This is a genomic window from Flavobacterium sp. (genome assembly GCF_040402835.1).
Taxonomy (GTDB): domain Bacteria; phylum Bacteroidota; class Bacteroidia; order Flavobacteriales; family Flavobacteriaceae; genus Flavobacterium.
This window is the reverse complement of the sequence record NZ_JBBALW010000001.1, coordinates 70,904-96,235: the sequence shown is the minus strand read 5'-3', so window position 1 is coordinate 96,235 and position 25,332 is coordinate 70,904. Positions and strand designations below refer to the sequence as shown.

28 protein-coding genes are annotated in these 25,332 nt (G+C 32.7%); 19 read left to right on the top strand and 9 right to left on the bottom strand.

What is annotated here, in order from left to right; genetic code table 11:
* The first annotated feature begins 73 nt into the window (after nucleotides 1-73).
* Complete coding sequence (locus AC9UEH_RS00570) at nucleotides 74-1,132, top strand: 3-oxoacyl-ACP synthase III family protein (protein WP_509527373.1); 1,059 nt, start codon at nucleotides 74-76, stop codon at nucleotides 1,130-1,132.
* On the opposite strand, the gene AC9UEH_RS00565 is transcribed toward AC9UEH_RS00570, so the two are convergent.
* Nucleotides 1,129-2,595, bottom strand: a complete 1,467-nt coding sequence (locus AC9UEH_RS00565; RefSeq protein ID WP_509527371.1) for an MATE family efflux transporter — start codon at nucleotides 2,593-2,595, stop codon at nucleotides 1,129-1,131. The two genes, AC9UEH_RS00570 and AC9UEH_RS00565, sit on opposite strands and share 4 nt — an antisense overlap.
* A gap of 2 nt (nucleotides 2,596-2,597) precedes the next feature.
* Complete coding sequence (locus AC9UEH_RS00560) at nucleotides 2,598-3,500, bottom strand: glycosyltransferase family 2 protein (RefSeq protein ID WP_509527369.1); 903 nt, start codon at nucleotides 3,498-3,500, stop codon at nucleotides 2,598-2,600.
* 62 nt (nucleotides 3,501-3,562) lie between these two features.
* Between AC9UEH_RS00560 and AC9UEH_RS00555 the strand changes: the two genes are divergently transcribed.
* The 3 genes from AC9UEH_RS00555 to AC9UEH_RS00545 all read left to right on the top strand — a co-directional run bounded on the left by AC9UEH_RS00555 (nucleotide 3,563) and on the right by AC9UEH_RS00545 (nucleotide 6,026).
* On the top strand, nucleotides 3,563-4,411 hold the full coding sequence (locus tag AC9UEH_RS00555; protein ID WP_509527367.1) for a glycosyltransferase family 2 protein: 849 nt from the start codon (nucleotides 3,563-3,565) through the stop codon (nucleotides 4,409-4,411).
* 107 nt (nucleotides 4,412-4,518) lie between these two features.
* Entirely contained in the window at nucleotides 4,519-5,265 is a 747-nt protein-coding gene (locus AC9UEH_RS00550) for an MlaE family ABC transporter permease (protein WP_509527365.1), read from the top strand.
* Complete coding sequence (locus tag AC9UEH_RS00545; protein WP_509527363.1) at nucleotides 5,265-6,026, top strand: ABC transporter ATP-binding protein; 762 nt, start codon at nucleotides 5,265-5,267, stop codon at nucleotides 6,024-6,026. Before AC9UEH_RS00550 ends, AC9UEH_RS00545 begins: the two co-directional genes overlap by 1 nt.
* 43 nt (nucleotides 6,027-6,069) lie before the next feature.
* On the opposite strand, the gene AC9UEH_RS00540 is transcribed toward AC9UEH_RS00545, so the two are convergent.
* The 4 genes from AC9UEH_RS00540 to AC9UEH_RS00525 are packed head-to-tail and all read right to left on the bottom strand — an operon-like array spanning nucleotide 6,070 to nucleotide 8,809.
* Nucleotides 6,070-7,128, bottom strand: a complete 1,059-nt coding sequence (locus AC9UEH_RS00540) for a mannose-1-phosphate guanylyltransferase (RefSeq protein ID WP_509527361.1) — start codon at nucleotides 7,126-7,128, stop codon at nucleotides 6,070-6,072.
* A 3-nt stretch (nucleotides 7,129-7,131) separates the two neighbouring features.
* Nucleotides 7,132-7,731: a SprT-like domain-containing protein gene (locus AC9UEH_RS00535; protein WP_509527359.1), complete on the bottom strand. Its 600-nt coding sequence runs from the start codon at nucleotides 7,729-7,731 to the stop codon at nucleotides 7,132-7,134.
* 25 nt (nucleotides 7,732-7,756) lie between these two features.
* Nucleotides 7,757-8,110, bottom strand: a complete 354-nt coding sequence (locus AC9UEH_RS00530) for a four helix bundle protein (RefSeq protein WP_509527357.1) — start codon at nucleotides 8,108-8,110, stop codon at nucleotides 7,757-7,759.
* Nucleotides 8,111-8,131: 21 nt separating this feature from the next.
* A complete protein-coding gene (locus AC9UEH_RS00525) occupies nucleotides 8,132-8,809 on the bottom strand; it encodes an SDR family NAD(P)-dependent oxidoreductase (protein ID WP_509527356.1) in 678 nt (225 codons plus the stop codon).
* A gap of 165 nt (nucleotides 8,810-8,974) precedes the next feature.
* Between AC9UEH_RS00525 and AC9UEH_RS00520 the strand changes: the two genes are divergently transcribed.
* The 6 genes from AC9UEH_RS00520 to AC9UEH_RS00495 all read left to right on the top strand — a co-directional run bounded on the left by AC9UEH_RS00520 (nucleotide 8,975) and on the right by AC9UEH_RS00495 (nucleotide 14,429).
* Nucleotides 8,975-9,673, top strand: a complete 699-nt coding sequence (locus AC9UEH_RS00520; protein WP_509527354.1) for a tetratricopeptide repeat protein — start codon at nucleotides 8,975-8,977, stop codon at nucleotides 9,671-9,673.
* Nucleotides 9,674-9,710: 37 nt separating this feature from the next.
* Nucleotides 9,711-11,066 (top strand): UDP-N-acetylmuramate--L-alanine ligase, encoded by a 1,356-nt coding sequence (locus AC9UEH_RS00515; protein ID WP_509527352.1) that lies wholly within the window; start codon nucleotides 9,711-9,713, stop codon nucleotides 11,064-11,066.
* Nucleotides 11,067-11,119: 53 nt separating this feature from the next.
* The gene (gene radC / locus AC9UEH_RS00510) at nucleotides 11,120-11,812 is read left to right on the top strand and encodes a RadC family protein (protein ID WP_509527350.1); all 693 of its coding nucleotides are present in this window, start codon (nucleotides 11,120-11,122) and stop codon (nucleotides 11,810-11,812) included.
* Between the two features lie 114 nt (nucleotides 11,813-11,926).
* A complete protein-coding gene (locus AC9UEH_RS00505; protein WP_509527348.1) occupies nucleotides 11,927-13,000 on the top strand; it encodes a redoxin domain-containing protein in 1,074 nt (357 codons plus the stop codon).
* Nucleotides 13,001-13,013: 13 nt separating this feature from the next.
* Nucleotides 13,014-13,694: a YjjG family noncanonical pyrimidine nucleotidase gene (locus tag AC9UEH_RS00500; RefSeq protein WP_509527346.1), complete on the top strand. Its 681-nt coding sequence runs from the start codon at nucleotides 13,014-13,016 to the stop codon at nucleotides 13,692-13,694.
* Between the two features lie 3 nt (nucleotides 13,695-13,697).
* On the top strand, nucleotides 13,698-14,429 hold the full coding sequence (locus tag AC9UEH_RS00495) for a hypothetical protein (protein WP_509527344.1): 732 nt from the start codon (nucleotides 13,698-13,700) through the stop codon (nucleotides 14,427-14,429).
* A gap of 45 nt (nucleotides 14,430-14,474) precedes the next feature.
* On the opposite strand, the gene AC9UEH_RS00490 is transcribed toward AC9UEH_RS00495, so the two are convergent.
* On the bottom strand, nucleotides 14,475-15,752 hold the full coding sequence (locus tag AC9UEH_RS00490) for a replication-associated recombination protein A (RefSeq protein WP_509527342.1): 1,278 nt from the start codon (nucleotides 15,750-15,752) through the stop codon (nucleotides 14,475-14,477).
* 203 nt (nucleotides 15,753-15,955) lie between these two features.
* On the opposite strand from AC9UEH_RS00490, the gene AC9UEH_RS00485 reads away from it, so the two are divergent.
* Entirely contained in the window at nucleotides 15,956-16,726 is a 771-nt protein-coding gene (locus tag AC9UEH_RS00485; protein WP_509527340.1) for a rhomboid family intramembrane serine protease, read from the top strand.
* Nucleotides 16,727-16,776: 50 nt separating this feature from the next.
* Here AC9UEH_RS00485 and rlmB read toward each other — a convergent pair whose 3' ends face one another.
* On the bottom strand, nucleotides 16,777-17,511 hold the full coding sequence (rlmB, locus tag AC9UEH_RS00480) for a 23S rRNA (guanosine(2251)-2'-O)-methyltransferase RlmB (RefSeq protein WP_509527338.1): 735 nt from the start codon (nucleotides 17,509-17,511) through the stop codon (nucleotides 16,777-16,779).
* A gap of 39 nt (nucleotides 17,512-17,550) precedes the next feature.
* Complete coding sequence (locus AC9UEH_RS00475; protein WP_509527336.1) at nucleotides 17,551-19,218, bottom strand: BamA/TamA family outer membrane protein; 1,668 nt, start codon at nucleotides 19,216-19,218, stop codon at nucleotides 17,551-17,553.
* Nucleotides 19,219-19,399: 181 nt separating this feature from the next.
* On the opposite strand from AC9UEH_RS00475, the gene rpsL reads away from it, so the two are divergent.
* From rpsL to rplB, 8 genes are all read left to right on the top strand, one after another.
* A complete protein-coding gene (gene rpsL, locus AC9UEH_RS00470; protein ID WP_144893908.1) occupies nucleotides 19,400-19,783 on the top strand; it encodes a 30S ribosomal protein S12 in 384 nt (127 codons plus the stop codon).
* A 101-nt stretch (nucleotides 19,784-19,884) separates the two neighbouring features.
* The gene (rpsG, locus tag AC9UEH_RS00465; protein WP_509527334.1) at nucleotides 19,885-20,361 is read left to right on the top strand and encodes a 30S ribosomal protein S7; all 477 of its coding nucleotides are present in this window, start codon (nucleotides 19,885-19,887) and stop codon (nucleotides 20,359-20,361) included.
* A gap of 10 nt (nucleotides 20,362-20,371) precedes the next feature.
* On the top strand, nucleotides 20,372-22,528 hold the full coding sequence (gene fusA / locus AC9UEH_RS00460) for an elongation factor G (RefSeq protein WP_509527332.1): 2,157 nt from the start codon (nucleotides 20,372-20,374) through the stop codon (nucleotides 22,526-22,528).
* Nucleotides 22,529-22,539: 11 nt separating this feature from the next.
* Nucleotides 22,540-22,845, top strand: coding sequence for a 30S ribosomal protein S10 (gene rpsJ, locus AC9UEH_RS00455; protein ID WP_011963470.1), 306 nt, complete (start codon nucleotides 22,540-22,542; stop codon nucleotides 22,843-22,845).
* A 107-nt stretch (nucleotides 22,846-22,952) separates the two neighbouring features.
* Nucleotides 22,953-23,570 (top strand): 50S ribosomal protein L3, encoded by a 618-nt coding sequence (gene rplC, locus AC9UEH_RS00450; protein ID WP_509527329.1) that lies wholly within the window; start codon nucleotides 22,953-22,955, stop codon nucleotides 23,568-23,570.
* The gene (gene rplD, locus AC9UEH_RS00445) at nucleotides 23,570-24,199 is read left to right on the top strand and encodes a 50S ribosomal protein L4 (protein WP_509527327.1); all 630 of its coding nucleotides are present in this window, start codon (nucleotides 23,570-23,572) and stop codon (nucleotides 24,197-24,199) included. Before rplC ends, rplD begins: the two co-directional genes overlap by 1 nt.
* A gap of 7 nt (nucleotides 24,200-24,206) precedes the next feature.
* The gene (gene rplW, locus AC9UEH_RS00440) at nucleotides 24,207-24,497 is read left to right on the top strand and encodes a 50S ribosomal protein L23 (protein ID WP_509527325.1); all 291 of its coding nucleotides are present in this window, start codon (nucleotides 24,207-24,209) and stop codon (nucleotides 24,495-24,497) included.
* Between the two features lie 9 nt (nucleotides 24,498-24,506).
* On the top strand, nucleotides 24,507-25,331 hold the full coding sequence (gene rplB / locus AC9UEH_RS00435; RefSeq protein WP_027310777.1) for a 50S ribosomal protein L2: 825 nt from the start codon (nucleotides 24,507-24,509) through the stop codon (nucleotides 25,329-25,331).
* The last annotated feature ends 1 nt before the right edge of the window (nucleotide 25,332 follow it).

Here is a 25,332-nt window from a genome sequence, read left to right as displayed (position 1 = left end):
TGCATAGTATTTTTTTTGTTTACATAAGAAATATTATACTTAAATTAGCTTACAATAAAATATCGATTCTATAATGAATATAAAAATAACGGGTTCTGGGAGTTATATTCCAGGGTTAAAAGTCAGCAATACCGATTTCATTGGACATCATTTTATGAATGAAGATGGAAGCCCTTTTGGTTATAGCAATGATATTGTAATTGGAAAATTCAAAGGAATTACCGGTATTGAAGAACGACGGTATGCCGAACCAAATATTATCACTTCTGATATGGCTTATTTAGCCGCTGAAAAAGCAATTATAAATGCAGGAATTGACTCAGAAACATTAGATTATATTATAGTCGCACATAATTTTGGGGATATTAAAAGCGGTGCCATTCAATCAGATGCTGTACCCTGTTTAGCGGCACGCGTCAAACATAAATTACAAATTCAAAATCCAAAATGTGTTGCTTTCGATATTCTTTTTGGTTGTCCAGGTTGGATTGAAGGGATGCTTCAGGCGTATGCGTTGATAAAATCGGGAATGGCTAAGAAATGTTTGGTTATTGGGGCAGAATCATTGTCTCGCGTTGTAGATCCACACGATAGAGATTCAATGATTTATGCCGATGGAGCTGGAGCAACAATTGTGGAAAACACAAATGAAAATAGCGGAATTTTATCTCACGAAAGTGCTTCCTATACATTCAGCGAAAAAGACTACCTGTTTTTTGGAAAATCTTTCAACTCAAAATTGAATCCCGATGTAGGTTACATAAAAATGCACGGTCGCAAAATATATGAATTTGCATTAAGTCACGTGCCAACAGCAATGAAAAGTTGCTTGGAGAAAAGTGGAGTTTCAATCGAGGATGTTAAAAAAATTCTTATCCATCAAGCAAATGAAAAAATGGATGAAGCTATAATTAACCGTTTTTATAAATTATACGATCAAAAAGCACCTGAAGGAATTATGCCAATGAGTATTAATTTTTTAGGGAATAGTAGTGTGGCTACGATTCCAACTTTGTTTGATTTATTGGTTAATGGAAAGCTTGAAAATCAAGAAATTAAAAAGGGCGACGTATTACTTTTTGCTTCTGTTGGTGCTGGAATGAATATTAACGCCTTCGTTTATAGGTATTAGAATTTGATTTTCGACATTGTTTTTTCTACCCAAAAATTATAAGAAAACACCAATTTAAGTTTGTAAATAAGCAAAAGGTTCATCGACAAACAGAATATTGTTTTGTAAATTAAATTCCATAAATTACTTTCAAAATTCGGTAAATAGTTGCTCACTAAAAGCACGATACTAAATACTAAAATCAATTTTAGATAAGACTTGTCAAAAGGAAGTATTTTGAATTTTTGATATATAAACAGTAGTTTTGAAAAATTAAAGAGCAACATTGCAATTAATGAAGCCACTGCCACACCTTCAATCCCAAAATGAAATACTTTTATAAAAACGATATTTAGGGAAATATTCAATAGGATTAAAACTCCAATTGCAATCAGGTTAAACCTATAATATTTGGAATACGTAATAATTTCCCCATTAAATCCAGTTCCCATATTCACTAAAACATTGAACCCTAAAATCAAAATTACAGGAATGGATGCCATTAAATTCTCGTGTGTTGGCAATAGTAAAAACAAGTTTTCAATTCCAATAAATATGCAACTGTACAGCAGTGCACCAATGAAAAATAGTAATTTTGAAATTTCTTTGTACTTTAAATCCAATTCGGCAATGGCATTATTTTTTATGTAATTGGAAATTATAGGAGCGTATAAAATAAAAATGCCTGTTGCAGGAACAGCAAGTGCCGACGCTAATGTTACGCCAATACTAAAAGTCCCGTTGTCTTCCATCGAAAGGAATTTGGGAATCATAATAGAATCAATTCTAAATGCAAATACAGAACCTAGACTTCCCGCAAAAGCATATAATGAAAAGCGATACATTTCGGTTTTGCTAATTTCTGTAAATAGCGATTTGAAATTAAAATTGAATTCAGGTTTGAAATAGTAAAAAAGATATATTGCTATAAATAGAGCTATCAAACTGTATGAAATAATATAAAAAAGTAATGCTTCTTCTGTAGAATAGTAGTTGTTTAAAACCATCAAAAACACTATTGGCAATGCTATTTTTGGAATTATATTATCAAAAAAAGTAGGAACTGCAATTTTCTGAATAATGGTAGCTTGCTTTTTAAATAAATCTATAAAAGCCAACGAAAAGGCAATTGGAAATGCCAAATAAATGTACTTAAACCCTTTAAATATTGGAAAAAACGAAAAAAATCCAATTGAAGTTAGTACTAGTAAACTTATTGCAATTATAGATAAAATACTATAATTAAACAACTGTTTTTCTTGTTGTTTGTCTAATTTTGGCCCGAATTTTATCAATGCTTGAGAAGCTCCTAAGAGCATTATTGGAAACAAAATTTGAGCTAAAGATTCTACATATCTAAAAATGCCAAGCATTTCTTTATTTTTTGGATAGATAAAAAGTGTAGAAACGATACCTATTAAAATACCCGCATAATTAATTATGGTAAAGAAAAAAGCTTGTTTGTGTGTTGCTTTATTTTGCATAATTACTGGGTGAAAATTCCATTTATTCCTTTTTTTGAGTTAAATCGAATTAGTTTAATCGTTTTAATATCCAAAAGTAAACTAAAAAAATAGCGTTTCAATTTATAAAAGAGATAAATAGATTTTAGTAAACCTTGAGATTTAAAATGAAATTTTGGCAATCCAAAAACTGACTTTAATCCAAGAATGAGTGATGTAAATAAAGAATTATTACAATTTATAACCTGAATTAAAACCAAATACTGAGATTGTAATAGGATTTTATTACTATTTAATTTTACAATTCTATCGTGACAAATTGCGGCATTTTTGACAATTCCAATGTTGAGTTTATGATAATGAACTCTGTCACAAAAATTTCGATCTTCGCCATAATGATTGAAAATGGGTTCAAAATAGCCTACTTTTTGAAAACATTCTTTTGAAACCAACCAAGCTGCTGCATTTACAAATGGAACTATTCTAATAGAATTCGAGTCGATTTCTGTTTCGTTTTTATTGTAATAAGTGCTGAAACTACTGTCTAAAATGGTTTTGTCTGCGGAATAATGCATTGGACTTACAATTCCTAAATCTGGATTTTGAAATAATTTTTCGACTAAGTTTGTAATTGTATTTTCAAAAATCCAAGTGTCTTGATTTAATAAAAAAATAGCGTCCGCACCGTTTTTAATTGAAATACCAATTCCAATGTTATTGGCTTTGCCAAAACCTAAATTAGTATTATTTTGAATGAGTTGGATGTTTTTGTATTCCTTTAAAAGTGCAACAGATTGGTCAGTTGAAGCATTATCCACAACGATAATATCAATTGGATAGTTGGATTTTAATAAAGAATCGATGTTCTTTTTAATCCAAATTTCACCATTATAAGTTACTATTACAACACTTATTTTCTTTTCCAATCGAAAGTATTTTTTTTAATCAGTACAAAAATAATGATATTTGCACTAGACTTTGAAAAAAAATGAAATATTACATTATTATTCCGGCACATAACGAAGCTGATTTTATTGCCTTGACATTAAATTCTATTGATTCTCAAACACTATTGCCCTCAAAAGTGGTGGTTGTCAATGACAATTCAACGGATGCAACGGCTTCTATTGTCGCTGAATTTAGTAATTCGCACGACTATATTTCATTAGTAAATAAAATTTCAGAAGCCATTCATTTGCCGGGAAGCAAAGTTATTCAAGCCTTTCATAAAGGATTTGAAACTATCGATGCGGATTATGATATAATTGTAAAGTTAGACGCCGATTTGATTTTGCCTGACAATTATTTTGAAACTATTATAAATCATTTCAAGAAAGATAACAAAATCGGAATGGTTGGCGGTTTTGCCTATATTGAAAAAAAAGGACAATGGATTTTAGAGAATTTAACCGATAAAGATCATATTCGTGGTGCTTTTAAAGCCTATCGAAAAGAATGTTTTTTGCAAATTGGAAATCTAAAACCTGCAATGGGTTGGGATACTGTGGATGAATTGTTGTGTAAATTCTATGGTTGGAAAGTAGTAACCGATGCTGATTTGAAGGTAAAACATTTGAAACCAACGGGTGCGAACTACAATAAAACCGCCAGATTCAAGCAAGGAGAAGCTTTTTATTCTTTAGGATATGGTTTTGTAATTACTGCAATAGCTTCTGCGAAATTGGCAGTTATGAAAAGGAAACCACTTTTGTTTTTTGATTATATTCAAGGTTTTTGGAAAGCCAAATTAAGTAAAAAACCACTTTTGGTTTCTGACGAACAAGCCAAGTTTATTAGAAATTATCGTTGGAATAAAATGAAAGGAAAGTTGTTTTAATATTTCGTCCAACCGTAATTAAAAACAAAATCTAAAATTCAAACAAAATACAGTATTTTTGCGTAAGATTACTTTCGACTGAATACTATAAACTGAACACTAAAAAAATGATGCTCATTCGCTATTTATCGCAAATCGGAAAGTACTTTCTAATGTGGAGGGAAATTTTCAAAAAGCCAACAAAATGGTCTGTAATGAAAATTCTTATTTTCAAGGAAATCGATGATTTAATTATTGGCTCACTTGGAATTGTAGCCTTCATTTCGTTCTTTGTGGGCGGCGTTGTTGCTATTCAAACTGCATTAAATTTGACCAACCCATTAATACCAAAATACCTAATCGGGTTCGCCACAAGACAGTCTGTGATATTAGAATTTGCACCCACTTTTATTTCGGTTGTTATGGCTGGAAAAATGGGTTCATTTATCACGTCAAGTATTGGTACAATGCGTGTTACGGAGCAAATTGATGCATTAGAAGTAATGGGTGTAAACTCTTTAAATTATTTAGTTTTTCCTAAATTAATGGCCTTGTTGTTGTACCCTTTTTTAATTGGAATTTCTATGTTTATAGGTATTCTTGGAGGTTATATTGCTGCAGTTTACGGTGGCTTTGGTAGTGAATCTGATTTTGTTGATGGTTTGCAACAAAAATTCATACCCTTCCATATTGCGTATGCATTTATTAAAACCTTTCTTTTTGGTTTAATTTTAGCAACAATTCCGTCCTTTCACGGGTATTATATGAAAGGTGGTGCACTCGAAGTTGGTAAAGCAAGTACAGTCTCATTTGTTTGGGCATCGGTTACCATTATTGCAGTAAATTATATATTAACGCAATTACTTTTGACCTAATGATAGAAATAAAAAACATTGAGAAATCCTTTAGTGACAGTAAAGTTTTGAAAGGCGTTTCTACGATTTTTGAAACTTGCAAAACCAATTTAATCATCGGACAAAGTGGTTCTGGAAAGACAGTTTTGCTTAAAAGTTTACTTGGAATCCATACCCCAGAAGCAGGAACAATTTCATTTGACGGCAGAATTTATTCGCAATTATCAGCAGATGAAAAAAGAGAATTAAGAACCGAAATTGGAATGGTTTTTCAAGGAAGTGCCCTTTTTGATTCAATGACTGTAGCTGAAAATGTTGGATTTCCATTGAAAATGTTTACCAATAATTCAAAATCTGAAATTCAAGATCGTGTAGATTTTGTTTTGAAAAGAGTGAATTTAGTAGATGCACACACTAAATTCCCTGCCGAAATTTCAGGAGGAATGCAAAAACGGGTTGCCATTGCAAGGGCAATTGTAAACAATCCTAAATATTTATTTTGTGACGAACCTAATTCTGGTTTAGATCCAAATACTGCCATTTTAATTGATAATCTTATCAAGGAAATTACAGAAGAATACAATATTACGACTGTAATAAATACCCACGATATGAATTCTGTTATGGAAATTGGCGAGAAAATAATTTTCCTAAAAAACGGTTTAAAAGAGTGGGAAGGAACCAAAGAAGAGATTTTTAGAACTGATAATCAAGCGATTGTCGATTTTGTATATTCTTCTAACCTGTTTAAAAAAGTTCGAAAAGCGTATTTATTAGAATAAAAAAAAGGCGAAAATTAAATCTAATTTTCGCCTTTTTTATGATTTATACTTTTAAACTTGCTACAATTCCTTTAATTTCTTGCTCTTTAGATTTTGGATAAATGAGCAAAACATTGTCTTTATCAACGACGATAAAATCTTCTAAACCATCAATAATTACCAATTTATCTTTTGATGTACTTATAATATTGCTCGAAGAATTTTTTAATAAAACAGTTGCATTTACAACAGCATTATTATTTGCATCTTTATCTAATTTTTCGTGCAATGAACCCCAAGTTCCAAGGTCATTCCAATCGAAAGTTGCGGGTAAAACATATACGTTTTTCGCTTTTTCTAATATGGCATAATCAATGGAAACGTTTTCTGAATCGGCATAATTTTCACTAATAAAGGTAGTTTCTGAATTGGTATTATAACTTTCAAAACCCTTTAAAAACAACGCATTCATTTGAGGTTTGAATTTTTCAAATGCATTTAAAATTGATTTTACAGACCAGATGAATATTCCGCCATTCCATAAAAAATTTCCACTTGCAAGAAATGATTTTGCCGTTTCATAATCTGGTTTTTCTCTGAATTGACTTACTGATTTAATTGGATTTTCATCTGATTTATCATATTCGATATAGCCAAAACCTGTGTTTGGAAACGTCGGTTTTATCCCTAAAGTCATCAGTGCATCTTCATTGGAACAAAAATCAAAACACTGTTTCAAATTATTTGAAAATGTAACTTCATCTTCAATCCAATGATCGCTTGGCGCAACCACCATAACTGCATTTGGATTTAGTTTTTGAATTTTTAAAGAAGCATATAAAATACAAGGTGCCGTATTTCGCATTGCTGGCTCAAGCAAAACTTGCGCTTGTTTCACCATTGGCAATTGCTCTAAAACTAAGTTATTGTACCTTTCGTTGGTTAGAATATAAATATTTTCAACGGGAATTAACTTTGATAATCGGCCAAATGTTTTTTGAATTAAGGTATCGCCAGAACCCAACATATCGTGAAATTGTTTTGGAAATTCAGTGGTGCTCACAGGCCAAAATCTTGATCCAACGCCACCTGCCATTAAAATTGCGTAATAATTTGTATTCATTTTCTAATTGGTTAATACCTCTACTTCGGCATTTGGATTAAATAAATAAATCCGACCTGAATTTACTTCTATGCATTCGTATCTTTTTACTCGTAACGCAATTTTTTTAAAAATCTTTCCATTTGGAATTCTAAAAACACTGCCGTAAGGAATTTCAAAGACATAGTTTTTGTCGTTTTGCGCATCATATTGTTTCAATGCCAATGCTAATGTTGCATCGGTATCGCTACTTGCTGACGGGTTTTTAAAATGTCTTGCCAGTAAAGGTAGTAAATTTGAGGGAAATATTTCTGGCCGAATAAAAGGAACCATCATAATTTGGAAACTATATTTCCATTCATTTCCGTGAGGTTTTATAGTTTTTCCAAATTTTTCAAACGCTACTAAATGTGAAATTTCGTGAATTAATGTAATCAGAAATCGGTATTTATTCAAACTCGCATTTACAGTAATTTCGTGTTTGCCGCTCAATCCTTTTCTATAATCACCATGTCGTGTTACTCGTTCATTGACAATCTTAAGGTGAACTTGATTGGCGACAATAAGTTCAAATACTGGTTTTACAGCATGTTCAGGAATATATTTTGACAATGTTTCTTCCAAGAATTAAATAATTATGAATTATGAATTATGAGTTTTTCTTTGAGATAATTATTATACTTCTAATTATTTTTAAAACTTCTGTACTTTGTTCGTGAAGGGAATTAAATTCCAAATCAGATATATAATTTGTTTCTTTTAATAGTTCTAACCAATACATTGTTTCGTCACATTCTTTTTGAGAAATGGATAATTTATGGATGAAATCAGCTTTACTTTTTGCGTTGATAGCTTCCCTGACATTAGCACCAATTGAAGTTACAGAACGTAAAAATTGTTTACTCATTACAAATTCCTTCTTTTCTGAAATTAAAAATTTGTAAAAATTAACACCTCGAATGGCTAATTCAAAATTTTTCTTTTTAACGATGCTCTCATTCATAACTTATAACTTATAATTAATTTATGGATTCGTTGATGATACTTGTAACACTTTTCCGTTGTAATATTTATTTCCAGTTAGGGTAAAATCATAAATATAACTTGCCATTTCAATTGCTGTTAATGGTGCTTTATATCCCGGGAATGCTTCTTCCAACATTTCTGTTTGAACGGAACCCAAAGCCAAAACATTGAATGCAATTCCTTGTTCTTTATATTCTTCCGCTAGTAATTCAGATAGCGTAATTACGGCGCCTTTACTGGAACTATAAGCTGATAATCCAGCAAATTTGAGACTTCCTTGAATTCCCCCCATACTACTTATGGTTACCACGTGGCTTCCTTTTTGTAGAAATGGCAAACAAATTCGAGTTAAATTAGCAACCCCAAAAACATTAACTTTATAGATATTTTCGAATTCTTCGAGTGAAGTTTCTGAAAAAGGTTTCAACAATAAAGTTCCCGCATTATGAACAAGTGCATCAATTTTTTTCCATGAAGTTGATAAAAAATGTTCCACTTTCGTCAAATCTTCCTCTGATGATAAATCAACGGAAAGACACGTTATATTGGGATTTTCAATTAATATTTGTGGTGTTTTTCGAGAAAGTGCCAAAACTTGATGCCCTGCATTTGCAAATTGTAAAGCCAATTCAAATCCAATGCCCCTTGAAGTTCCTGTAACTATGATGTTTTTCATAGGGCTAAATTAGATAAAATTTCAGAGATAATTGTTGATTTTCATTACAGAATTTATATTTCACACTTATTTAAATATCTAAATCCTTTTATAAAATTAAAGTAATTCTAATCTTATTTTATTATTTTTGACAAGCTTGAATTTATCTGAAGAAATTATAATTTTATGAAACGTATTTTATTTCTAATACTCATAGTAATACCAATGTTAGCTATGTCTCAATCTGATTTTGATAAAGCGGAAAAATTATTTATCGCTAATAATTTTGAGCAATCTCGTATTTTATTTGAAAATTACTTAAAAGACAATCCTAATAATCTCAAAACATTGGAATATTTAGGAGATATTGAAGGACAAAATAAGTCGTGGGATAAGGCTATTTTTTATTATCAAAAATTGAAACAAATTAAGCCTTCAGAGGCAAATTATTATTATAAATATGGAGGTGTTTTAGGAATGAAAGCCAAAGAGAGCAATAAATTTGCAGCACTTGGATTGATTTCAGAGGTGAAAGCAGCGTTTGAAAAAGCGATTATTTTAAATCCAAAACACCTTGAAGCACGATGGGCATTGATTGAATTGTATTTGCAATTGCCAGGAATTGTTGGTGGAAGCGAGAGAAAAGCACTACTTTACGCCAATGAATTATCTCAATTATCAACAATTGATGGGTATCTTTCCAAAGGTCACATTGCAGAATATTTCGAAAGATATTCGGAGGCAGAGAAGCATTATAAAAAAGCAGTTGAAATTGGAAAGTCGAAAAAAGCCTATCTAATTCTTGCCAACTTGTATAAAAACAAAATGCGTCAACCAGAAAAAGCGAAGTTAGTTTTAGAGGATTTTGAAAGACAAAAAATATAATTTAGACATATAATATTCATAAACAAAAGGATAAATAATGCGTACTCATTTTATTGCAATAGGAGGAAGTGCGATGCACAATTTAGCATTGGCACTACATAACAAAGGTTACAAAGTTACAGGAAGTGACGATGCCATTTTTGAACCTTCAAAATCAAGGTTAGAAAAAAAAGGAATTATGCCCAAAGAATTGGGTTGGTTTCCTGAAAAAATAACTTCGGATATTGATTCTGTAATTCTTGGGATGCACGCCAAGAAAGACAATCCTGAATTGTTAAAAGCACAAGAATTGGGACTTAAAATTTATTCATATCCTGAATTTTTATACGAACAATCGAAAAATAAAACACGAGTTGTAATTGGTGGTTCACACGGAAAAACAACAATTACTTCGATGATTTTGCACGTTATGCATTTCCATAATATTGAAGTTGATTATATGGTTGGCGCACAATTGGAAGGATTTGATACGATGGTTCATTTAACGGAAGAAAATGATTTTATTGTTCTTGAAGGGGATGAATATTTGTCTTCGCCAATGGACAGACGCCCGAAATTTCATTTATACCAACCCAATATTGCTTTGATTTCAGGAATTGCTTGGGATCATATTAATGTTTTTCCAACGTATGAAAATTACGTTGAGCAGTTTGAAATTTTCATTAAAATGATTACCAATGGTGGAATTTTGGTTTATAATGAAGACGATTCTGAAGTGAAACGAGTGGCTGAAGCAGCAACAAATCCAATACGAAAATTGCCTTATTCAACACCTAAATATTCTGTAAAAGACGGAGCAACTTTGTTAGAAACACCAGAAGGCGCAATGCCAATTGAAGTTTTTGGTGCCCATAATTTAAATAATTTAGCGGGTGCAAAATGGATTTGCCAAAATATGGGTGTTGATGAAGCTGATTTTTATGAAGCCATTGCAAGTTTTAAAGGGGCTTCAAAACGATTAGAAAAAATTGCCGAAAGCAAATCAAAAGTTGCCTATAAAGATTTTGCACATTCCCCAAGTAAAGTTGCCGCAACTACAAAAGCTGTAAAAGAACAATATCCAAATCGCACTTTAGTAGCGTGTTTGGAATTGCACACGTATAGCAGTTTGAATGCTGAATTTCTAAAAGAATATCAAGGCGCATTAGAATTTGCAGATATTGCCGTAGTTTTTTATTCGCCTGATGCGGTGAAAATAAAACAATTGGAAGAAGTAACGTATGAGCAAATTTCACAAGCATTTAACCGTGAAGATTTGATTATTTATACCAATCCAGTAGCTTTTAAAGACTATTTATTCAATTTAAATCTTGAAAATTCAGCATTATTATTAATGAGTTCTGGAAATTACGGAGGATTGAATTTTGATGAAGTTAAAGGATTGATTGAATAATAAAAAGTAGCATTTTTTCACCTACTATTTAAACGCCATTTAATTATATAAATATGGAAAATAATTCGTTCCCAATTACAAATTGGTCAGAAGACGATCGCCCACGAGAAAAACTGATGTTAAAAGGAAAAGCTGCATTAAGCGATGCCGAACTTATTGCCATTTTAATTGGTTCTGGAAGTCGAAATGAAAGTGCAGTTGAATTGAGCAGACGGATTTTGTCAAGTGTCGATAATAATTTGAATGCATTAGGAAAATTATCGATTGCACAATTGGTATGTTTCAAAGGAATTGGCGAAGCAAAAGCAATTTCTATAATTGCAGCAATGGATTTGGGACGAAGAAGAAGGGGAGAAGCAGCGGCAGAATTAAAGAAAATAACTTCTAGCAAGATGATTTTTGAAATTATGCAACCCGTAATTGGTGAATTGCCGCACGAGGAATTTTGGATAATTTATGTCAATAATTCCAATCGGATTATTTCAAAATCACAATTAAGTAAAGGTGGAATTACTGCAACTTTGGTAGATGTTCGGTTGATTTTTAAAAACGCCTTGGAAAATGGAGCAACTGGAATTGTTCTTTGTCACAACCATCCATCGGGAACCTTGAAAGCGAGTGAAGCAGATATTAAGATTACAAAAAAAATAAAATTAGCCGCCGATAGTTTAGATATTACAATTTTAGACCATATAATTGTTGGTGAACATGGTTATTTTAGTTTTACAGATGAAGGAATTTTATAAATTTATAATGATACCGCTTGTTATTTCAAATTAGTACAATAAAAATTGAACCAAATGAAATATACTGCTGCATTATACCAGAACGATTGGACTAGTTAATAATTATAAATTGGTATGACAAAAAAAATAATTTTATCCCTTTTTATATTCCTTAGAATCGCCTTGTTTTCTCAAGAAATAAATAAAACATTTACAATAAATGGAAACGTTGAAGGCGATTATAGCGGTATGATTTATCTGCGTTCAAGCGCACTTGAAAATATAAATGATAGTTGTTTGGTGGTTGATAAAAAATTCAAATTCAAAGGCAAATTAGGTGATTCCGCTAAAATTTCCCTGACTTTAAAACCAACTTCTACCGTTGCTTTTTTCTATTTAGAAAACAGTATTGTAGATGTAACAATAGCAACAACCGTTTTTAAAAATGGAAATGAAGATGTTAATGATATAGAAATCAAGAAAATTTCAGGTTCTAAAACCAACGATTTGATGACTTCAATTGATGAATATCAGAAGGCAATTGAAAAAAGCGGGCTTACTAAAGAGGAGAAAAGCAATAAAATTTACAAGAAGTATTTTGAAACAGTAATTGGAAATCCCGGTTATCCCATTTTGGATTTGATATTAAAAAAAGCACCAAAAAATCAGGTTTTATCTGCGGAACAAATTAACGATTTAATGTTGGTTGCGCCTATTAAAAAGAAAATAGAAATTGAAAAAGTAAAAGATACTTTAAAAATATTTAACAAAACAGTACTTTCTAAAAAGTTGAAAATTGGCAAAAAATTGGAGAATTTCAGTTTACCAAATCAAACTGGAGAATCAGTTTCTATAGAAGATTTTAGAGGAAAAGTAGTGCTAATTAATTTTTGGGCATCTTGGTACAAACCAAGTAGAAAAAATAATATTGAATGGAAAGATATTTATAATAAGTATAAAAATAGAAATTTTGAAATTGTGAGTATTTCGATTGATACTTACGGTAATAACTGGACAAAAGCTATAGAAACTGATGGTTTGAGTTGGACGAATCTTGTCGATATTGGAGGCTGGCACGGAAAAGTCACCAATCAATTTGAGATTAAAGGCATTCCACTAAACATACTATTAGACAAAGACGGGAAAATAATTGCAGTCAATTCAACGGGTGAATTGCTCCTTAAAAAATTAGATTTTCTTTTAAAATAATTAAAATACAACTATGAAAATTTCTGATGTTTTCTTTGATTTAGACCATACACTTTGGGATTTTGAAAAAAATTCTGCATTGGCAATTGAAACTATTTTCAAGAAACACGCTATAGATGTTGACTTGGACTTATTCCTAACTCATTATGTTCCAATAAATATCAAATATTGGGAATTGTATCGAGTGGATGAAATCACGCAATATGAATTGCGATTGGGGAGATTAAAAGACACATTCGTACTATTAAATTATGAAATTGATGATGAAAGAATACTGTTTTTATCAGAAGAATATATTGAATACTTACCAAAATTCAATCATCTTTTTGAAGGTGCAATTGCAATTTTAGACTATTTAAAACCGAAATATAATTTGCATATTATAACGAATGGTTTTCAAGAAATTCAAGGAAATAAATTACAAAATTCTAATATTGGACATTATTTCAAAACCATTACCAATTCTGAATCAGCGGGTGTGAAAAAGCCAAATCCTAAAATTTTTGAATATGCGGTAGCTTCAGCAAAAGCACAAAAAGAACATAGTATTATGATTGGCGATTGTATCGAAGCAGATGTAAATGGCGCCTTAAATTTTGGGATGGATGCCATTCTATTTAATATTGACCCAACGAAAACACATATAAATATCAAACAAGTTTCACATTTATTAGAATTAAAAAATTATCTTTAGAGTATGAAAAAATATATCATTTTACTTGTAGTTTTGGCTTCAAGCTTAGGTTTCTCTCAAACTATCAACGATTATAAATATGCAATTGTTCCTTCAAAATTTACTTTTTTAAATGAAAAAGATCAATATCGATTGAACACACTTACCAAAATGTTAATGGAAAAATACGGTTTTGTCACTTTTTTTGACACTGATATTTTACCCGCCGAAGTTGCTGAAAGCAATTGCAACAAGGTTTTTGTAGAAGTGCTGAACAATGGAAATATGTTTAAGACCAAAATCTCCGTGGTCTTAAAAGATTGTAAAAACACAGTTTTATTTACATCTGTAGAAGGCAAAAGTCAAGAAAAAGAATATCAAGTTGCCTATAATATAGCGTTGCGAGAAGCGTTTAATTCATTTGAAAAATTGGGATATAAATACAATGGCAATGGTAATTTCAATATCAATGTCATTGCAAAAGAAAATAGTAATGTGAAAGACAGGAATGTAATAAATGACAATATAAAAGCCAATGATTTGGTTTTATTTGCGCAACCCATCGAAAATGGATTTCAACTTATAGATTCAACACCAAAAGTGATTATGAAAATTTATAAAACATCAAGCCCAATTTGCTTTATTGCATATAAAAACAACATTCAAGGAGTTTTGATTTCAAAAGAAAATCAGTGGTTTTTTGAATATATTAGTAACTCAAAATTACTTTCGGAAAAAGTAGAAGTGAAGTTTTAAATCGGCATCACCCAACTCATAACTTATAACTCATAACTCATAACTTTAATACCCATATTTATCTTTCCAACGATTTTTTAAAAACTCCCGAGTTCCATTTTCCCTTGAGTTATTCCCGGGATTATATAGTAAAGTTTCTGCTATTTCATCAGGTAAAAATTCTTGTTCAGCAAAATTATTTGCAAAATCGTGCGAATATTTATATTCCTCGCCATAACCCAATTCCTTCATCAATTTCGTTGGTGCATTTCTCAAATGAATCGGAACGGGCAAATCCCCAGATTGTTTTACCAACTGCTGCGCCTGATTTATCGCCATATAACTGGCATTACTTTTGGGAGAAGTCGCCAAATATATTGCGCATTGGCTCAACAAAATTCTGCTTTCAGGATAACCAATTGTCGAAACCGCTTGAAAAGTTGTGTTTGCCATAATAAAAGCCGTTGGATTTGCATTTCCAATATCTTCACTCGATAAAATCAACATTCGCCGGGCAATAAATTTAACATCTTCACCACCTTCAATCATTCTTGCCAACCAATAAACCGCTCCATTGGGATCACTTCCACGTATCGATTTTATAAATGCCGAAACAATATCATAATGCTGCTCCCCAGTTTTATCATACAAAACCGTATTTTGCTGCACTAACCGCAAAACTTTTTCATTCGTAATCAAAATCTCGTCTTCATTAGAAGCGTTTACGACCAATTCAAAAATATTTAATAGCTTGCGTCCATCGCCACTCGAAAGCCTTAAGATTGCCTCAGATTCCTCCATCACAATATTTTTAGTTTTCAAATACACGTCTTCCCGCATCGCTCTTTGTAACAAATTTTCCAAATCTGACTTTGAAAATGCGTTCAAAACATACACCTGACACCTTGATAACAACGCTGGAATCACTTCAAAACTTGGATTTTCAGTTGTAGCTCCAATCAATGTTATCCATCCTTTTTCAACCGCCGCCAACAACGAATCTTGCTGCGATTTGCTAAATCTGTGAATCTCATCTATAAATAAAATCGGGTTTTTAGTAGTGAATAATCCGCCGCTTTGTTTCGCTTTTTCAATCACATCGCGAATATCTTTCACCCCAGAATTGATGGCGCTCAAAATATAAAACGGGCGTTTCGATTCCTGCGCAATGATTTGTGCCAACGTCGTTTTCCCCGTTCCTGGTGGTCCCCAGAAAATCAATGACGGGATAATTCCCTTTGCGATTTGTTGCGTCAACGAGCCATTTGGCCCCACCAAGTGCAACTGACTCAAATAATCTTCCAATTTCTGCGGGCGAATTCGCTCTGCTAACGGTGCTTCCATAAGAAATTGTAAATGAGATGATTTGAAAATGAAATAATACATTCAAATGAACGCTTTACAAATATAATTATATTAAATCATTTTTGAAGTAACTTTCAAGTTATCTTATTTTCAAATTTTCAAATTGGTATGACAAAATAGCACCTTGTGTTTTTGGTTTTATTTTTGATTACTATTTTTAATAATCGATAAATTATTTCTCAATGAATGACAATCATTTCAAATTTTCACCTTCCGTAATTCTAATTCCGTTTTTATCGGTAGTTTTACTTTGGTTTGTCTTTTGGATTGACGTGCGTTTTCATTTCAACTTCGACCAATTCGGAATTTATCCACGAACAGTATCGGGTTTAATAGGAATTGTATGCAGCCCATTTATTCACGGAAACGTAGAGCATCTTTATAATAATTCCATTCCATTATTTATATTAATTGCCACTTTACGCTATTTCTACAGAGATTATATTTTCAAGATTTTAGGTTATGGCATTCTAATATCAGGATTTATAACCTGGATTATTGGTCGTGAATCCTACCATATTGGCGCAAGCGGATTAATTTATGTCCTAGTAAGTTTTATTTTCTTCAAAGGAATAATGACTAAATATTACCGATTAGTTGCGCTTTCACTTCTTGTAGTTTTGATTTATGGAAGTATGGTGTGGTATATTTTTCCAAACATTCAAGAAGGAATTTCTTGGGAAGGTCATTTAGCAGGTTTGGTAACAGGATTTATTTTTACAATAAGTTTCAAAACTCCCGAATATAAAAAACTGATAAAATACGATTGGGAACACCCAAATTTTAATACTGAAGAGGATAAATTTATGCAGCGTTTTGACGAAAACGGAAATTTTGTAAACCTTCCAAAAATTGAAATTGAAGAAGAAATACCGCCATATTACACAACGGACTTTCCAGTAAATTACACCATTTTAGAAAATAAAAAAAAGGAATTCAAACCAAAGTCCTAATTCATTTTTTTAGTTTCGTCTCATTCCTTTGGGAAGGGTTTGGGATGGGATTAACTTCTCTGTCTTACGGCTTCATATAAAAAAGCACCACACGCAACGGAAACATTCAATGAGCCAATAGTTCCAAACATTGGAAGTTTCGCTTTTTCATCTACAATTTTCAAAACCGAAGGATTTACACCTCGATCTTCTGAGCCCATAATAATTGCTACAGGTTCATTTAATGAAATATCATATATATTTTGATCTGTTTTTTCAGTAGCCGCAACCGTTTTTATGCCGCTTGCTTGCAATAAAAAAATCGCGTCTTTTATGTGTTCAACTTTACAAATGGGAATATTAAAAACTGCACCAGCCGATGTTTTTACAGTGTCGCCATTCACTGGTGCAGAACCCGCTTTTTGAACAATTATACCATTTACACCAGTACATTCAGCTGTTCTGATAATGGCGCCAAAATTTCTCGCATCAGAAATTTGATCTAAAATTAAAAACAAGGGCGTTTTGCCGTTTTCAATTACAGTTTCTATTAATGTTTCTAAATCATAAAAAGAAATCGGCGAAATACTTGCCACAACTCCCTGATGATTATTTGGTGTCAAACGGTTCAATTTTTCAACAGGAACATACGAAAAATTGATATTATTTCTTTTCATCACTTTCATTAAATCCTTCATCAACTCTCCAGAAATTTCTTTTTGAACAAAGACTTTGTCAATTTCTTTTCCAGATTGAATTGCTTCAATTATCGCACGTATTCCAAATATAAGGTGTTCTTTTTCCATTTTGCAAATATAGGATAAAGTTAGTAAGCTACAAAGCTTTTAAAAATTGGATTTAAAACTGATGTGCACAATTGAATTTGAAAGTTGTATTGCTTGGTTTTTTGTACTTCCATTGGCATAAACAATATTAAAAAGCCCGTTTTTTGTGAGTAATCCAAAACCAAAACCCAGCCCTAATAAAGTGCCGTTTTTTGAATTCGTAGTATCTTTATAATAGCCGTAATCCATTATGGAGTGGATATAAATACTTGGTGCAAGAACATAGCGGTACTCTGTTAACAAAGAGAAAAACTCATTTGCTTGTAGACTATTTTCATTAAATCCTCGAATGGAATTTATTCCGCCAAAACGGTACAATTCATTGATAATATATTGGTCGCTTTGCAAATAGTAATTCCGACTTTTGATATTGATACAATTTTTTTCGTTTAAAAATAAAGAGTGGCTCAGGTCAATAGTTGCGAAAATTTGCTGGTAGGATTTCAAATTTGAATTCCGAGAACCAAAGCCTATTTTGGCGCTTATTTTTGACTTTTCAGGAAATAAAAAATTGGAGTTTCGATAATCAACAAACTCATAATTTGTGGTTAAAAACGAGTTTTTATAATCACTAATAATAGCGCTATTTTTATTTTGAATATCACTCGATTCTGCCGATTGATACCCTAAATAAAGACGACTATTGTAATTGAAAAGGTAACCAAAATCAATGGCAGTTTTAGTATTTTGAAAGATACTATCTTGTTTGAAAATAGTTAAACTTGCTTTTATCCCAATAGGACTTTTGAAAATATATGGCACTTCAACCCCTAAATTAAATGTTTTTTGATTGCCGCCATCGCTTTTCCAATAGAGCGAAAATTCTTCGCCAGCATTCATTATATTTACCAATAATAAATTCAAATAGCCATTGAATGCCAATTTGCTTTTTTCATCATTTGAAAATCCAATATAACCATCAAATTTATTGGGCTTGGACTTTTCTAAATACACATAGACTTTGGTAGTGTCTTTTGTAAATAAAATTTCTGGATATTTCATTTGATTTATAAATCTAAATTTTTCAAAATCGCTATATATTTTCTTTAGATTTTCCTGATTGAAAGTTTTGTTTTTATGAAGCCGAAGGATTTCTTTTTTGTGTCCTTCGGGGAATTTATCGTAGCCATTAATTACAATGTCATTCAATTGACGATGGTTTCCTGTTTCTAAAACTAATTCTGCGAAAAGCGAATTTTTTATTTTTTTGAAATTTACGAGTTTTAATTTGGAAAGGGAATAACCCTTAGTTTCTAATTTGTTTAACGTTTGATTCAAAAAAGATTCAGTTTCGCCGATTGTCATTATCAACGTATCGCTTTTAGATTCAAAATTAGCAAGCGATTTTAAAGGAGAATTTCTACCTATATATATATGTATAAAATTCGTTCTGTTTCCAAGCTGAATTTGGAACAGAAAAGTGGTGTCATTGTCTTTAGAATTCTTCAAAATTTCGGTATCTATATAACCGTGCTTCATTAATTTATCGGAAACCAATTGAACTTCATCAAAAACACCTTTCACATTGGAATGTTTTTTATTGTATCCAATGGAATCTATCGTTTTATTTTCTAATTCTGATGCGCTAGAAATTTTCAAATAGCTATTTTGAGCTGAAGTCGAATAGCTTATGAAAATAAATAAAAATAAAAGAAGTGTTCTTTTCAATTTGACATCAAATTTTTATAAATATAACGCAAAAATACCAAAATAGTATAATAAAAATTAGGGTTTACAAAATGGTTTGAAAATTAATGGTTTATGATTTGGATAGAAAAAAATAATTTGTATATTTGCAACCCCGTAAAAAGCGGGAAATTTAATATATAAGTAATTTTTAGTATTAATTATGCCAACAATTCAACAATTAGTAAGAACAGGAAGAACTCAGATAACTAAGAAGAGTAAATCGGTTGCTTTAGATTCTTGTCCCCAAAGAAGAGGGGTTTGTACGCGTGTTTACACTACTACACCAAAAAAACCAAACTCTGCAATGCGTAAAGTAGCGCGTGTACGTTTGACTAATGGTAATGAAGTAAATGCCTACATCCCTGGTGAAGGACACAATCTACAAGAGCACTCGATAGTATTAGTTAGGGGTGGAAGGGTAAAAGATTTGCCAGGAGTAAGATACCACATTGTGCGTGGTGCGCTTGATACGTCAGGAGTAGCAGGAAGAACACAAAGAAGATCTAAGTACGGAGCAAAACGCCCAAAGGAAGTAAAAAAGTAATTAATTAGTCGAAAGTCGAAAGTCGAAAGTCGAAAGTGCATTTTTTGTACATTATGACATTATGACCTTAAGACGTTAAGACTTTTTTTAAAAAAAAAGAAATGAGAAAAAGAGCGGCAAAGAAAAGACCACTTTTACCAGATCCAAGGTTTAATGACCAACTGGTAACACGTTTTGTGAACAACTTAATGTGGGATGGTAAAAAATCAACAGCTTTCAAAGTATTTTATGATGCAATTGACATTATAGAAACTAAAAAGCAAGATGCAGAAAAATCATCATTAGACATCTGGAAAGATGCTTTAACGAATGTTATGCCTCACGTAGAAGTACGTAGTCGTAGAGTTGGTGGAGCTACATTCCAAATTCCAATGCAAATCAGACCAGACAGAAAAATTTCTATGGCAATGAAGTGGTTGATACTTTATTCTAGAAGAAGAAATGAGAAATCTATGGCTCAAAGACTAGCGTCTGAGTGTTTAGCTGCGGCTAAAGAAGAAGGTGCTGCTGTTAAAAAGAGAATGGATACTCACAAAATGGCTGAAGCAAATAAAGCATTCTCACATTTTAGATTTTAATTAAGAAGAAATGGCTAGAGATTTAAAATTTACAAGAAACATAGGAATTGCTGCTCACATTGATGCTGGTAAAACAACAACAACAGAGCGAATATTATTCTATACTGGAAAATCACACAAAATTGGCGAAGTACACGATGGTGCTGCAACAATGGATTGGATGGCGCAAGAGCAAGAAAGAGGGATTACAATTACTTCTGCTGCTACAACTTGTGAATGGAATTTTCCAACGACACAAGGTAAAGTATTACCTGAAACATTACCGTATCATTTCAATATTATTGATACCCCAGGACACGTTGATTTTACTGTTGAAGTAAATCGTTCTTTACGTGTACTTGATGGGTTGGTTTTCTTGTTTAGTGCAGTTGATGGTGTAGAACCACAATCTGAAACTAACTGGAGACTTGCAGATCAATATAGAGTGCCACGTATCGGTTTTGTTAATAAAATGGACAGACAAGGATCTAACTTTTTGATGGTATGTCAACAAGTAAGAGACATGTTAAAATCAAATGCAGTTGCAATCACTTTGCCAATTGGTGAAGAAAATGATTTCAAAGGTGTTGTCGATTTAGTTAGAAACCAAGCAATAGTTTGGGATGAAGAAGGTTTAGGAGCTACATTTGATATTGTGCCTATTCCTGCTGACATGTTGGACGAAGTAAAAGAATACAGATCGATTCTTATTGAAGCAGTTGCTGATTATGATGAGAATTTGCTTGAAAAATTCATGGAAGATGAAGACTCAATTACTGAGGAAGAAATTAATACGGCTCTAAGAGCTGCTGTTATGGACATGGCTATCATTCCTATGATTGCTGGTTCTTCTTTCAAAAACAAAGGAGTTCAATTCATGTTAGATGCGGTATGTAAATACTTACCATCACCAATGGATAAAGAAGGTATCGAAGGAATTCATCCTGATGATGCTGATTTATTAGAAGAAGATCAAACTAAAATTATGCGTAAGCCAGATGTTAAAGAGCCATTCGCTGCTTTGGCATTTAAGATTGCTACTGACCCATTCGTAGGTCGTTTGGCTTTCTTCCGTGCGTATTCTGGTCGTTTAGATGCTGGTTCTTATGTATTGAACACGCGTTCAGGAAATAAAGAAAGAATTTCTCGTATTTACCAAATGCATGCTAACAAACAAAACCCAATCGATTATATCGAAGCGGGTGATATTGGAGCAGCAGTTGGATTTAAAGATATCAAAACTGGAGATACATTGTGTGACGAAAAACACCCAATCATTCTGGAGTCAATGAAATTCCCTGCACCAGTAATTGGTATTGCAATTGAGCCTAAAACTAAGGCTGACGTAGATAAAATGGGTATGGCTTTGGCTAAATTGGCTGAAGAAGATCCTACATTTACAGTTAGAACTGATGAAGCTTCAGGACAAACTATTATTTCAGGAATGGGTGAGTTACACTTAGATATTCTTGTGGATAGAATGAAACGTGAATTCAAAGTTGAAGTGAACCAAGGGGAGCCTCAAGTGGAATACAAAGAAGCTTTTACAAAAGTTGCTCAACACAGAGAGACGTATAAGAAACAATCTGGAGGTCGTGGTAAATTCGGTGATATCGTATTTAGACTTGAGCCTGCTGACGAAGTTGACGGTAAAGCTGCTGTTGGATTGCAATTTGTAAATGCAGTAAAAGGAGGTAACGTCCCTAAAGAATATATCCCATCTGTAGAAAAAGGTTTCAGAGAAGCTATGAAAACAGGTCCTTTAGCAGGATACCAAGTCGATAGTTTAAAAGTAACTTTATTAGACGGATCTTTTCACCCTGTCGATTCTGATGCACTTTCTTTTGAACTTGCTGCAAGAATGGGGTACAGAGAAGTAGCAAAAGCTGCTGGAGCTGTTATTCTTGAGCCTATCATGAAAATGGAAGTGATTACACCTGAAGAAAACATGGGAGATATCGTAGGTGACATCAACCGTCGTAGAGGTCAAGTGAATGACATGGGTGACAGAGCAGGCGCAAAAACAATCAAAGCAGATGTGCCATTATCAGAAATGTTCGGTTATGTAACTACATTAAGAACACTATCTTCTGGTAGAGCAACATCTACAATGGAATTTTCACACTATTCTGAAACACCAGCAAATATTTCAGAAGCAGTTATCAAAAAAGCAAAAGGAAACGCATAATCTTTAAGAAAATGAGTCAAAAAATCAGAATAAAATTGAAATCTTACGATCACATGTTGGTAGACAAGTCTGCTGAAAAGATTGTAAAAACTGTAAAAAGCACGGGTGCTGTAGTAACTGGACCAATTCCATTACCAACTCACAAAAAACTTTTCACTGTTTTGCGTTCTCCACACGTTAACAAAAAAGCGAGAGAACAATTTGAAGTAATGTCATACAAGAGATTAATTGACATTTATTCCTCTTCATCAAAAACAATTGACGCTCTAATGAAATTAGAGTTGCCAAGTGGTGTTGAAGTAGAAATCAAAGTATAATTTTAGTTATAAGTTATCAGTTATTTGTTATACGGTCGTAAGACTTTTAACGAATAACGTATAACCAATAACGATTATAAATATTTAATAATTAATAAATAATAATTATGTCTGGGTTAATTGGTAGAAAAATCGGCATGACTAGCATTTTCGACGAAAACGGGAAGAATATTCCTTGTACAGTAATCGAAGCTGGACCATGTGTTGTTACCCAAGTCAGAACCAAAGGTGTTGACGGGTACGAAGCGTTGCAACTAGGTTTCGATGACAAAAACGAGAAACATTCCACAAAAGCGGCTTTAGGTCACTTTAAAAAAGCGGGAACTGTAGCTAAGAAAAAAGTCGTTGAATTCCAAGGTTTCGCAACAGAACAAAAATTAGGAGATCTTATTGATGTTTCTATTTTTGTTGAAGGAGAGTTTGTAGATGTACAAGGTGTATCTAAAGGTAAAGGTTTTCAAGGGGTTGTTAAACGTCACGGTTTTGGTGGTGTTGGACAAGCAACTCACGGTCAACACAACCGTTTAAGAGCGCCAGGTTCTGTAGGAGCTTCTTCTTATCCATCTAGAGTATTCAAAGGAATGCGTATGGCTGGAAGAATGGGAGGAGACAATGTAAAAGTTCAAAACCTTAGAGTTTTAAAAGTAGTGGCTGAAAAGAACCTACTTGTTATTAAAGGATGTGTTCCTGGATGTAACAACTCTTATGTAATCATTCAGAAGTAATGGAAGCAAAAGTATTAGATTTCAACGGAAAAGATACTGGAAGAAAAGTTCAACTTTCTGATTCAGTATTCGGTATAGAACCAAACAATCACGCAGTATATTTGGATGTTAAACAATATTTAGCAAACCAAAGACAAGGAACTCACAAAGCTAAAGAAAGAGCTGAAGTTGCCGGAAGTACACGTAAGATTAAAAAACAAAAAGGTACTGGTACGGCTCGTGCTGGTAGTGCAAAGAATCCATTATTCAAAGGTGGAGGAACAGTTTTCGGACCCAGACCAAGAAGCTATTCATTCAAATTGAATAAAGCTGTAAAACGTTTAGCAAGAAAATCTGCCTTCTCAATCAAAGCAAAAGAATCCAACATTATTGTTGTTGAAGACTTTACTTTCGACACTCCAAATACTAAAAACTTCATCACTGTTTTGAAGGCTTTAGGATTAGAGAATAAAAAATCTTTGTTTGTGTTGGGCGATACAAATAAAAATGTATATTTGTCGTCACGTAATTTGAAGGGGTCTAGCGTGTTAAGCAACTTAGAATTAAGTACTTACGCCATTTTAAATGCTAATAATTTAGTATTGTTAGAAGGCTCATTAGAAGGAATTGAAGATAATTTAAGTAAATAACTAGGATATGAGCATCATAATTAAACCTATAGTTACAGAAAAAATGACCAAACAAAGTGAAGTTTTAAATCATTTTGGTTTTTTCGTTGACAAGAAGGCAAACAAAGTACAAATTAAGAAAGCTGTTGAGGCTGCTTATGGAGTATCTGTTGTTAGCGTGAACACAATGAACGTAAGACCAGATAGAACTACAAAATTCACCAAAAGTGGTTTAATAAGTGGAAAGACAAATGCTGCTAAAAAAGCAATTGTTCAAGTACAAGAAGGAGAAACAATTGATTTTTACAACAATATCTAGACTAGAAAAATGTCAGTAAGAAAATTAAAACCTATTACCCCAGGTCAGCGATTTAGAGTTGTGAATGGTTATGACGCCATTACAACTGATAAGCCGGAACGCTCTTTGATAGCGCCGATAAAAAACTCTGGAGGTAGAAATAGTCAAGGAAAGATGACCATGCGTTATACGGGTGGTGGTCACAAGCAGAGATATCGTATTATTGATTTCAAAAGAACTAAAGAAGGAATTCCTGCTTCAGTGAAATCAATCGAATATGATCCAAATCGTACTGCGTTTATCGCATTATTAGCGTATGCTGATGGTGAGAAAACTTATGTTATTGCTCAAAACGGATTGCAAGTTGGTCAGAAATTAGTTTCTGGTCCTGATGCGCAACCTGAAATTGGTAATACATTGCCTCTTAGCAGAATTCCTTTAGGAACTGTTATATCTTGTATCGAATTAAGACCAGGTCAAGGTGCTGTAATCGCACGTTCAGCTGGAACATTCGCTCAATTAATGGCAAGAGATGGAAAATACGCTACAATTAAAATGCCATCAGGTGAAACGAGATTAATCTTGTTAACTTGTTCAGCAACAATTGGAGCAGTATCTAATTCAGACCACCAATTAGTTGTATCTGGTAAAGCAGGTAGAACAAGATGGTTAGGAAGAAGACCTAGAACAAGACCTGTTGCAATGAACCCTGTCGATCACCCAATGGGTGGTGGTGAAGGACGTTCTTCTGGTGGACATCCACGTTCAAGAAATGGAATACCTGCTAAAGGTTATAGAACGCGTTCTAAGAAAAACCCGAGTAACAAGTATATTGTAGAACGTAGAAAGAAATAAT